Origin of the sequence: Micromonospora sp. ATA51, assembly GCF_016802855.1 — a bacterium.
Classification (GTDB): Bacteria; Actinomycetota; Actinomycetes; order Mycobacteriales; family Micromonosporaceae; genus Micromonospora; species Micromonospora sicca.
Genome location: NZ_JAEVHJ010000337.1, coordinates 1 through 6,924, shown reverse-complemented (window position 1 = coordinate 6,924; position 6,924 = coordinate 1). Strand labels below are relative to the sequence as shown.

The window sequence follows — 6,924 nt, the reverse complement described above, 5'->3', positions numbered from 1 at the left end:
CGACCCGCAGTCCCAGGTCAACGACCGGGCGAGCTGCGGCGGGAGGGTCCCGGCGGCGGCGATGACCGCGTCGCCGACGGTCAGCGAGTCCCGGCCGGTCAGCGGGACCAGGACCACGAAGCGGGAGGTGCGCTCGACGAGGGTCGCCACCGCGCTCTTGCCGCCCTTGCCGATGACCAGGTCGCCCTCCCAGTGCCCGGGGACTTGCCGGCCCTCGACCTCGGCGGGCCGTTCGTCGAGGTAGCGGGGCTCACGGATCCGCGGCGCCGGTGCCGGACGGGCCCCGCCACGTCGGGCCGTGCGGCCGGTGCGCAAGCCGATCAGCTCCCGCGCCAGGGTGGACACCGGCTGGGCGTACACCCACTGGTAGATCGCCTCGTGAGACACCCGGTAAGCCTGATCGTCGGGGTAGCCGAACGGCAACCGGCCCGCGATCGACGCCGGTGACCAGCCCAGCCGCAGCCGCTCGCGTACCACCTCCCGCAGACCCGGCGCGCGTTCCACCGCCCACATCTTTGGCCGCCGCCGCGACACCGCCGCCGCCGCGTCGGCCGCCGCGGCCCGGTACCCGCCGCGGCCGCCGCGCCGGGCGACCTCCCGCGAGACCACCGACGGGTTACGGCCGATCAGGACACCGATCTGCTTGTACTCCAAGCCTTCGGCCAGGCCACGGGAAATCTCTTCACGATCAGCCAGGGTCAACATCGCACGCACGGCGGAACATCCTGTCCCACCGAACCGCCAAGATCAAATGCTACGACCGGCTGAACCTGCCGAGTGCTAGGCAGGCCCTCGAAATGATGCGGGCAAGAGGGCGCTTCCGTGAGGACGTCGAGGAAGAGCGCCCGTCACTGCCTGCCTGAACATCACCCGTCGCCCGCCAGTGCGCGACGCGTCCTCAATTCGGCACGACCGGGCGTCTCCGCGCGTCGATGTGGGGTCACTGTCGGTAACGCGCGGTCGGCGGCAGAAGCGTGCACCCGCCCATAAGCGCGGGCTCAAAAGACGGCCGGAAAGTTAGGAACGAGTGGTCTGCGATGCGGTTCGGCTGAAGCAACGTTTACCGGGCGTTCGAGGGGCACGACGCGGCGTCGTCAAGGTGGAGAGCCAGAGCCGTCACTCATATCCCATGGCCGGGATGACCTTGCGGAGTGCTTCTTCGATGAACTCGCGGGTTTCGTCGTCGAATTGGTCGTTGCGGTTCGTCAGCTTGTGCGACTGAAACGTTGAAGGGGTGGCGAAGTCGTCGACGTCGAGCCGTTCGAACAGGGCGCGGCGCTGCCCGGGCCAGTCGGCTGCGAGATCTTCTGCTTTCACCTCGATGTATCGCCTGCCCGTCAGGTCGACCGTGTTCTTCCAGGTGAGCCATCGGTGGTAGACCGGCTTGAGGTAGGCGAGCGCGCCGTCGACGGTGGGCGGCGCCCATGGCTGGGCCAGGTGGGATGCGAGCACTGAGACCGGGTGACGCTTGATGTGCACGATGGTCGCTTCGGGGACCAGTTCCCAGAGGAACTCCATGCACAGCAGGTTGAACGGTGTCTTCTCGCACCAGGTCGGCTTGCCCGCGTCGGCGGCTGCTCCGCCGAACATGGTGTCGATCAGGCCCCGCAAGATTCCGAGCAGTTCGCCCCGGTCGCTGAAATACCTGGGTAGTACCCGCCGGCGGCTCAGCGGCTCGAACGGCCCGGCAGGCCGGTCGGCGTTCCCGAAGCCTTCCGCGGGCGCAGGTTCGTCGTATGTGTACGCGATCAACTGCGGCCAGAGCTGTTGCACCGCGTCCCGGTAGCGCCGCTCGCCGACCAGCTCGGGAACGGTTTTGCCGCGATCGTCGCGCCGGCCGGGCACTCGTACGGTGAGGAAGTCGCTCAGCCGGTGCAGGGCGTCCTCACCGACGGTGGGGTCGTATCGATCGGTGAGCGCGTCGGCCAGGTCCCGCAGGCCACCCGGGTCAATGAGAAACCGGGTCTCCATGGGAATCCGATGGATCAGCGGATGTTCGCCGATGATGTCGGCGATCCGTGACGTTCCCGAACGACCCGTACCCGCAACGAAGATCGGTGAGGGGAAAGGCATGGCGAGCAGTCAAACTCTCAGCCCGGCGCCTGTGCAAGCCATTTATCCCCTTCACCCGCTGCTACGGGCCGGACCCGCACCCGCCGCGCCGAGTGCGTTGCCGGACGGCCGCCTCCAACAAGCGACCAACGAATTATCGAAGCTTCCCAACGCGCCGCATCCCTCACACACTGATGCACTGATCTCGGCACGACCGGGCGCCGGCGTGATCCGGTTGTCGTGACGCTGCGTAGCGCCCGGTCGGCGGCAGATCCGTGCACGCGATTAGGAGCTGGGGACGAAGTTACGCAGATCGATCATGGTGTCGGCCAGACCGACGCCGCCGGCCGAGTCGGCGCTATCGTGCAGCGCATGCGCGTTCCCGGTTGGCTCGACGACACCCGGACCTCCTACGACACGGTGGCGGTCAGCTACGCCGACCTGCTGCGCGACGCCCTCGCCCACGAACCGTTCCAGCGGGGCATCCTCGCCCTCTTCGCCGAACTGGTCCGCGCCCAGGGGAACGGGCCGGTCGCCGACGTCGGCTGCGGCCCCGGCCGCATCACAGCCCACCTGCACAGCATCGGCCTGGACGCGTTCGGCATCGACCTGTCACCCGCGATGATCGACGTGGCCCGGCGGGACCATCCCGGCCTACGCTTTGAGGTCGGCTCCATGACGTGCCTCGAACTGGCCGACGATTGCCTGACCGGCCTGCTCGCCTGGTTCTCCCTGATCCACGTCCCCGACGACGAGGTACCGACGGTCCTTGCCGAGTTCCACCGGGTGCTGCGGCCCGGCGCGATCATGCTGCTCGGGTTCTACGCCGGCGACGGCAGTCGGCTCAAGACGGAGGGCTACGGCGGACACCCGATGAACGTCTACGTGCACCGCCGCCCACCGGATAGGGTCGCGGCCTGGCTGGACGCCGCTGGCTTCACCGTCGAGGCCGAGATGATGCACCGCCCAGCCCCGAACATCGAGGGCGGGTTCATCTTCGCCCACCGGTGAGATGGGCGGAGGCATCCGCAACCGCGGCCCGAGACACGCGGGACGCCTACCCTCGCGAAGGGGCTTGTCCAGTCCGGGCCTCGGTGTCAGATGCTCAAGCCGGAGCGTTGTCCCGATATGTTCCAGTGCGCTTCCCAGCACGACCCCGCTGGCCGCAGCCGCTCCTCCGTCGCGTGCCGTAACGCCCGACCGGCGGCAGATAAGTGCGGTGGGACTACTCGTAGCCGGTGGCAGCGGCGATGATCTCCGCGAACAGGGGCGACATGACGCCCGCAGGCGCCGAGCGGCGGGGGCCCCGTGAAAATTCTTCTGGCATAGCGTCGGATCCGGGGCGGGTCGATCGTAGAACAGGTGAGAGGCGGCCGGACGAGGCCGCCGGGACAAGGGAGTCATGGGATGACCCGGTACTTGATCTCGTTCAATGACGGCGCGATGGACCACATCCCCGACGAGGAGTGGGCCGACGTGGGCAAGGCCTCGCACGCGGTGGTCCAGGAGGCCGTGAATGCTGGCGTGTGGGTGTTCGGCGCCGGACTCGAACGCCAGAGGGCGAGCGTCGTGGCCACGGACGGGACTGTCACCGACGGCCCTTACCCGGAGACCAAGGAGGTCATTGGCGGGTTCTCGGTCGTCGACGTGGCCTCACGCGAGGAGGCGCTGGCGTGGGCTGCCAAGATCGCCGTTGGTTGCCGCTGTGCGCAAGAGGTCCGGGAGCTCATGCCCGACCCCGAACAAGACGCGATGCTCCGCCAGGCTGACAGGCGAGGGTGACATCCCGACGACCCGGGGATCGGGCGTGGGGCGAAGCCCGGTCCCCGGGCCTGGTCGGTCCCAGAAACCAATGATCACCCAGTGGAGCGACAGCCACGCACGGTCCATCCGTGTCCCGAGGGTGTTGCGCAGGATCGGACCATCGAGGCGGCCGTCGACCGCACGGTCCACGGCCCTGGCCAGCGCGAGCGGCAGCGGGACGAGGACGACCTTGCCGCCCTTGCCACGCACCCGCAGGACGCGGTGGCCGTGTTCCTCACCGAGATCGCCGATGTTCGCGCCGCAGCCTTCCAAGATCCGCAACCCGAGCAGGCCGAGCATGGCGATCAGCGCGAAGTCGTTCGAGTTGGCCGATAGTCGTGCGGTGGTGATCAGGGCCTCGAACTGCAGGTGACCCAGCCCGAGGGTGGGTGATTCGGGTGGCACCGTCGGCCGGCGGACGTAGTCGGCTGGTGAGTGCGGCAGGATGTCGTCGATGACGCAGACGCGGTAGAAGCCGACCACCACCGACAGCCGGCGGGAGACGGTCGAGGGCTGGAAGCGGCGTACGTCCTGCAGCCAGCGCACGTACCGCTCGATGTCCACGCGAGCAACCGACAGCGGCCCCAGGTCCTGGTCGGTGCACCAGGTCAGGAAGACGCCGGCGGACTCACTAGCTGGACCGGTCGCGCCCGATAGGGCTCAGCGGCAGGCGTCTGCCCGGACGTGCACACCGCACCACGGCGGCAGCTCGGCTGCCCACACCCGCCAGCCGCCGGCGTCTCGCCGAGTCTCGAACCGCCACGGGTGAGCTGTGCCGCTGAGGTTGACCTGTTCGTTCCACCAGACCGCATGAACCTGGGCGGTCACCGTCGCACGGTCGTCAGCCTGGTCCTCGACGTCGATCGGTCCGACCACTTCAAGCTTTGACGGAACATTGCCGCGTTCCATCTCGCCGCGGTACTCGCGCCACTGCCGCAGGAGCTCGTCATGACGCTTGCCGGTCAGCACCCGTGACAGGCCGATCTGCTCTCCGCTGCTCATCTGGAGCGCGTACACGTTCACGGCCGCCTCCGGCGTCGCCTCACCTCGATCTGCTTCCGCCTGCCGCAGAACAGCCCACGACACCGGCACTGCTACGACCCCGGTACACAGCACGGCCACGAGCGAGAGAACCACCCACGGCCAATGGCGCGGCGACCGCACCAACGGTTTGCCTGCCGCCGCCCGGCGACCCGGCAGGACTGGTGCCTCGACGGTGGGCCGCACTCACATGTGGCGCCCGAGCCGGGTCATGTCCTGGCATGAAAGTCGCCCACGCCCAGGCGTCGGCGGTCGTCCGAGCCGAGCAAGCGGAGGTGGAGACGACGACGGGGTCAGCTCGCGCCGAGGGCTCGCACCTCATCGAGGTACGAGGTGGCCTCCGGCTCCTTCGGGTATCGCTCCCGCAGCAGGGTCGCCAGCTCCTTCGAGACCATCAGCAGCGAGGGTAGGGACTTGCGATCTTCCTCTAGCGCCTGTCGCCCGTATTAGACAGCCCTCTCTAGGTCGCCTGCTCTGGCCGCCGCCACGCCCAGCGTTATCCGGGCTTCCACTTGGCGCATCGGCTTCCGGTCGGTCCCGTCCGGGTCGGTCGAGGAACGGATCACCTCACGGGCATACATCTCTGCGAGGCGGTCTTCGCCTGCGATGCGGTAGCAGTCCATGGCGTAGAAGTCGAACTTCGCCGGGTCCACTACGAAGTGGTGGTCGGTGTCCTCGGGATACGGCAGAGACTCAAGCAACGTACGGCCCTTGTCCAGCGCTGTCTCTACCTGTCGCCTGTCGCCGAGTCGCGCCCATGCTTTGGCACGCTGCGCGGCCAGCGGGAGGCGGTCGCTTGCGTGGCGGCCAAAGCGGCTGGCGGGATGCGGTTCCACGACCTGCGGCACGCCTACGCCACCTGGCTGGTCACGGACGGTGTACCGATCAACCTGGTTCAGCGGGTCATGGGCCACGAGCAGGCGCCCACGACGCTCAATCGTTATACGCACACCCCGGACGACTACGCGGCTCGCGTTCTCGCTGCTTTCGACGGCTCTGCTGCCTCTCTGCTGCCTTTCGCGGAAGAAGCCACGCCGGACAGCGTCCTGGACGAGGACGAGGAGGGCCTGTGACCTGCTGCGGAGCGTCAGCCAAAGAAGGGACGACCCCCGTCGGGGGGAGTCTGGTCGGCGTTGTCGGCCAGTGTCAGCGGGTGTGGTTCCCTGTGGTCCTGCCTTCGGTGTCATGCCGGCTGTGACCATTGGAGTCGCTCGCCGAGCACAGCGTTCGCTGACTTTGTGCTGACACGGCACCTTCTGGTCCGTAGCTGTTCGGTGAGGTGTCGCGGGCGGTGGCGGCGAAGGATCCGGACGCGGCCGCTTCGCTGGTCGTGTGTGCCACCGAGCGGGATCCGGTGCGTGCTGTTCGTCGTTCCGACAAGCGGTGGGCGGCTTCGCTGAAGCAGCTTGACGAGAACCCCGTCTTGGTCTCCGCCTCGGTCCACACGGCGGAGAAGAGACTGTCGTACGCCGCGATCGGGCTGGCGGTGACCCGGGGGGTGGATAACAACCCGTGGGTGTGTCTGGTCATCCGGGCGATGCTGGGGTCGGCCTTCGACCCGGCCGTGGAATATGACCGGTGGGTGGATTTCCTGACTGCGGTCCTGGCCGACGCCGACCCGGCCCACACGGTTCATGATCATAGACAGGCATGGTCATGAATGAATTTCCCGGTGTCAATGCCCTGGCGCCGAACTTCCCGTGAACGGCGGTGTCAGCGCTGCGTGCGGTCGTCGATCTCAGTGCCGGACTCGCCGGGCCGGGCCCCGATCGCCTCCTCGGCGGCCCGACCGCCAGTGCTCTCGTCACCCAGGTCCAGACTGCTGCGGGGCAGGCCCGACAGCCCGGCCGGGTCCTGGTTCTCACCCTGCACGCCCCGCGCGTCCTGGGCGCGGTCGTCGACCACCGACTCGCCCCGCCGGGCACCGACCGCCTCCTCGGCGGCCCGACCGCCAGTGCTCTCGTCACCCAGGTCCAGACTGCTGCGGGGCAGGCCGGACAACCCGGCCGGATCCTGCGTCGGCTGGTC

At 68.4% G+C, this 6,924-nt stretch carries 10 protein-coding genes and 1 pseudogene; 5 read left to right on the top strand and 6 right to left on the bottom strand.

Features of this window, described 5'->3' with window-relative positions:
• A partial coding sequence (locus JNW87_RS32185) for an IS30 family transposase (protein ID WP_238454970.1) occupies positions 1-705 on the bottom strand: 705 nt, incomplete at its 3' end.
• A gap of 411 nt (positions 706-1,116) precedes the next feature.
• Positions 1,117-1,773: a sulfotransferase gene (locus JNW87_RS32180; protein WP_368666213.1), complete on the bottom strand. Its 657-nt coding sequence runs from the start codon at positions 1,771-1,773 to the stop codon at positions 1,117-1,119.
• Here JNW87_RS32180 and JNW87_RS41780 point away from each other — a divergent pair.
• The 3 genes and pseudogenes from JNW87_RS41780 to JNW87_RS41000 form a co-directional block, all read left to right on the top strand.
• Entirely contained in the window at positions 1,768-2,022 is a 255-nt protein-coding gene (locus JNW87_RS41780) for a hypothetical protein (RefSeq protein ID WP_368666214.1), read from the top strand. The genes JNW87_RS32180 and JNW87_RS41780 overlap by 6 nt on opposite strands.
• A 402-nt stretch (positions 2,023-2,424) precedes the next feature.
• On the top strand, positions 2,425-3,063 hold the full coding sequence (locus JNW87_RS32175) for a class I SAM-dependent methyltransferase (protein WP_109800001.1): 639 nt from the start codon (positions 2,425-2,427) through the stop codon (positions 3,061-3,063).
• A 396-nt stretch (positions 3,064-3,459) separates the two neighbouring features.
• Positions 3,460-3,690 (top strand): annotated as a pseudogene (locus tag JNW87_RS41000) (YciI family protein); the annotation flags it as partial.
• 15 nt (positions 3,691-3,705) lie between these two features.
• Here the strand turns inward: JNW87_RS41000 and JNW87_RS40995 are convergent.
• From JNW87_RS40995 to JNW87_RS32155, 3 genes are all read right to left on the bottom strand, one after another.
• Positions 3,706-4,419 (bottom strand): hypothetical protein, encoded by a 714-nt coding sequence (locus JNW87_RS40995; protein ID WP_236647298.1) that lies wholly within the window; start codon positions 4,417-4,419, stop codon positions 3,706-3,708.
• A 96-nt stretch (positions 4,420-4,515) separates the two neighbouring features.
• Positions 4,516-4,878, bottom strand: coding sequence for a hypothetical protein (locus JNW87_RS32160; protein ID WP_109800004.1), 363 nt, complete (start codon positions 4,876-4,878; stop codon positions 4,516-4,518).
• Positions 4,879-5,342: 464 nt separating this feature from the next.
• A complete protein-coding gene (locus tag JNW87_RS32155) occupies positions 5,343-5,597 on the bottom strand; it encodes a hypothetical protein (protein WP_236647299.1) in 255 nt (84 codons plus the stop codon).
• A gap of 99 nt (positions 5,598-5,696) precedes the next feature.
• Between JNW87_RS32155 and JNW87_RS32150 the strand changes: the two genes are divergently transcribed.
• Both JNW87_RS32150 and JNW87_RS32145 read left to right on the top strand, forming a co-directional pair.
• A complete protein-coding gene (locus tag JNW87_RS32150; RefSeq protein WP_236647300.1) occupies positions 5,697-5,969 on the top strand; it encodes a tyrosine-type recombinase/integrase in 273 nt (90 codons plus the stop codon).
• A 218-nt stretch (positions 5,970-6,187) separates the two neighbouring features.
• Positions 6,188-6,556: a hypothetical protein gene (locus JNW87_RS32145; RefSeq protein WP_146230969.1), complete on the top strand. Its 369-nt coding sequence runs from the start codon at positions 6,188-6,190 to the stop codon at positions 6,554-6,556.
• A 53-nt stretch (positions 6,557-6,609) separates the two neighbouring features.
• Here the strand turns inward: JNW87_RS32145 and JNW87_RS32140 are convergent, their stop codons facing one another.
• Positions 6,610-6,897 carry a hypothetical protein gene (locus JNW87_RS32140; RefSeq protein WP_238454969.1) on the bottom strand — a complete coding sequence of 96 codons (288 nt, stop codon included), beginning with the start codon at positions 6,895-6,897 and terminating at the stop codon, positions 6,610-6,612.
• Between the last annotated feature and the right edge of the window lie 27 nt (positions 6,898-6,924).

Excerpts from the sequence above, each read along its gene's own strand:
- JNW87_RS32175 (WP_109800001.1), top strand. The coding sequence starts at position 2,425 with ATGCGCGTTCCCGGTTGGCTCGACGACACCCGGACCTCCTACGACACG.